Source organism: Roseitalea sp. (assembly GCF_984466335.1).
In genome coordinates this window covers 1-2,570 of the sequence record NZ_CFIFWG010000242.1, presented here as the reverse complement: position 1 = coordinate 2,570, position 2,570 = coordinate 1, and the positions used below count along the sequence as shown (strand labels likewise).

Annotated in this window: 4 protein-coding genes; all 4 read right to left on the bottom strand. The window is 69.3% G+C overall.

The features are described from left to right. Positions 1-52 precede the first annotated feature (52 nt). Positions 53-1,201, bottom strand: a complete 1,149-nt coding sequence (locus AC5E6L_RS15055; RefSeq protein WP_491774387.1) for a Gfo/Idh/MocA family protein — start codon at positions 1,199-1,201, stop codon at positions 53-55. A 200-nt stretch (positions 1,202-1,401) separates the two neighbouring features. Further along, complete coding sequence (yacG, locus tag AC5E6L_RS15050) at positions 1,402-1,605, bottom strand: DNA gyrase inhibitor YacG (protein ID WP_491230882.1); 204 nt, start codon at positions 1,603-1,605, stop codon at positions 1,402-1,404. Then, a complete protein-coding gene (locus AC5E6L_RS15045) occupies positions 1,605-2,252 on the bottom strand; it encodes a Maf-like protein (RefSeq protein WP_491230881.1) in 648 nt (215 codons plus the stop codon). The genes yacG and AC5E6L_RS15045 overlap by 1 nt, the downstream gene beginning before the upstream one ends. Positions 2,253-2,265: 13 nt before the next feature. Then, the gene (gene infA, locus AC5E6L_RS15040) at positions 2,266-2,484 is read right to left on the bottom strand and encodes a translation initiation factor IF-1 (RefSeq protein ID WP_039730604.1); all 219 of its coding nucleotides are present in this window, start codon (positions 2,482-2,484) and stop codon (positions 2,266-2,268) included. Positions 2,485-2,570 lie beyond the last annotated feature (86 nt).

The following is a 2,570-nucleotide window of genomic DNA, read 5'->3' as shown; positions in this document are numbered from 1 at the left end:
CCAGATCACAAAATCCCGGCGCTCAAACGATTCCAGCTAAAAACAAACCGCTCTAAAGGGCGCTTTGCATCACATAGCGCCCGCCATGGTCGGACAGGCGGTCGAGCGCCAGCGCCGCCTCGGTGACGTGCAGCGCCTCGGCGGCCAGTCGCCGCCGGTCCGTCCCACGCCCGTCGAGACAACCGGCGACCGCGGCGAGCCCGGCGCAAAAGTCGATCCGCGAGGGATAGGCCGGCAGGCGCGCGCGCGACGGCGCGGCGGGATAGGAGAGCTTCCCGCCCGCCGGCAGCCGCAGCGGCAGCACGCGGCCGAGCCGCGCCTCCATGCGGCGGACGATCCGATGCGCCATGGCCGGCCTGCCGCCGACCCGTTCCAGATGCACCGCCGAGCGATGGTCCCAAAGGTCGGCCACGGTCAGCGTCCCATGCTCGCCCATGACCGTCAGCGCCCGGTCGCGCGGCGCGCAAAGGCCGGTCGTCAGCCGCGCCATTATGCCATCGTCGAACGCAAGCATGGCACAGGAGAAATCGGGCGCCATCTCGTGCGCCGCAATGCCCGCGCCCTTGTCGCAAAAGAAGGTGCCCGACTGCCCGGTGATCCGCCGGACCGGCCCGAACAGCCCGATCAGCCAGGTCAGCGCATAGCCGGCATGCTCGATCGTGCAGCCGGTGCGGAACTCGTGCGCGCCCGGCCAGGGCGCACCGGAGATCGAGCGCCAATGGCGCCAGTTCCGCCGGAACACCGGCCCGTCCTCCATCTCGGCGTAGACCAGGCGGGGCCGGCCGATCCGGCCGCCGTCGAGCGTCGATTTCGCCAGCGCGAACGCGTCCGACAGGGCATTGGCCGGCGCGCCCGCCAGCGCCAGCCCGGCCCCGTCCGCCGCATCGACCAGCGACCGCGCCTGCCCGAGCGCCATCGCCAGCGGCTTCTCGCAATAGACGTTCCTGCCCGCCGCGATCACGGCCATGGCGATGTCGAAATGGCTCTCGGGACGGGTGAGCACGGCGACCGTCTCGATATCGTCGTCGGCCAGCAGCGCCTCCTGCGAGGCAAAGGCCGGCACATCCCAATGGCCGCAGAACCGCGCCAGGCGATCGGCATCGACATCCCATGCCCCGGCCATGTCCAGCGCCGGATGGTTGCCCAGCGTCGCCATATAATAGTCGGCCACGAAGCCCGTGCCGATGATCGCAAAGCGCATCGCTCAATCCCGTCCGAGGGTTCGCCGGCAAGCACCGCAAGCCCTCACCCAGAGCCTTTCGAAGGGCGGGCTTGCGGCCCTCCCTCGATCCTTCGGCAAGCTCGGGATGAGGGAAGACGGACGCCCCGATGAGAGCACGGCCGTCCAGGAGAGCCGCCCCGTCGGTTCCCGGCCTAAACCACCACCCGCCAAGAAACCGTTTACGAGGGCGGCCCCGCAGGGCCGGGCGGCGCGCCGCCATCGTCCTCGCCGTCGCGGCCCGGGATCACATAAGTGCCCGACAGCCAGCGGTTGAGATCGACGTTCTTGCAGCGGATCGAGCAGAACGGGTAGGTCCCCCGCGCGCTTTGCCTGCCGCATTCGGGGCATTGGCGCTTCGGGCGCAACGGCTCGATCTTGGCCATCACACGCCCCCCTGCGCCCAGGTGAAATGCACCGGAAAGCCCTCGCCCGTCAGAAGCGCGACGGTCTCGGCCAGCGGCAGCCCGACGACATTGGTGTAGGAGCCCACCAGCTTGACGACGAACGCGCCCGCAAGGCCCTGGATGGCATAGCCGCCCGCCTTGCCCTGCCATTCGCCGGAAGCGAGATAGGCCTCCATCTCCTCGCGGCCGAGGCGCTTGAATCGCACGCGGCTTTCGACCACGCGCTGGCGCAGCCGGCCCCTGGGCGTTGACAGTGCCAGGCCCGTATAGACCCGGTGCGCCCGGCCCGACAGCATGCGCAGGCATTGCGAGGCCTCGTCCAGAAGCTCCGCCTTGGGCATGATCTGGCTGCCGACGGCGACCACCGTGTCGGCGGCGAGCACGAACGGGGCCGCCACGCGCCCATCTGCGGCCGGCCCTTCGCGCTCCCCCTCGATGATGGCGCGCGCCCTTGCGGCCTTCTCGCCCGAAAGGCGGCGGGCGAGCGAGCGCGGATGCTCGGCCCTGAACGGCGTCTCGTCGAGATGCGTGGGCAGCAGCCGGTCCGGCTCGATGCCGACTTGCGCGAGCAATTCGACGCGCCGCGGCGAGCCCGAGGCCAGAACCAGTGTCCGCGGCGCATCCATGGGAATCGGGCGCCTATTTGAAGCGGTAGGTGATGCGGCCCTTGGTCAGGTCATAGGGCGTCATCTCGACCAGCACCTTGTCGCCGGTCAGAACGCGGATGCGGTTCTTGCGCATCTTGCCGGCGGTGTGGGCGATGATCTCGTGGTCGTTTTCCAGTTTGACGCGGAAGGTGGCGTTGGGGAGCAGCTCCGTCACAACGCCGGGAAATTCCAGAAGTTCTTCTTTCGCCATGCGATCCAGTTCGGTCCTTGTGGTCGGCGGCAGCGGCGCGGGCGCGGCCGGCCGCATCGGAAAATCTCGTCTCAATACGGAAAGCC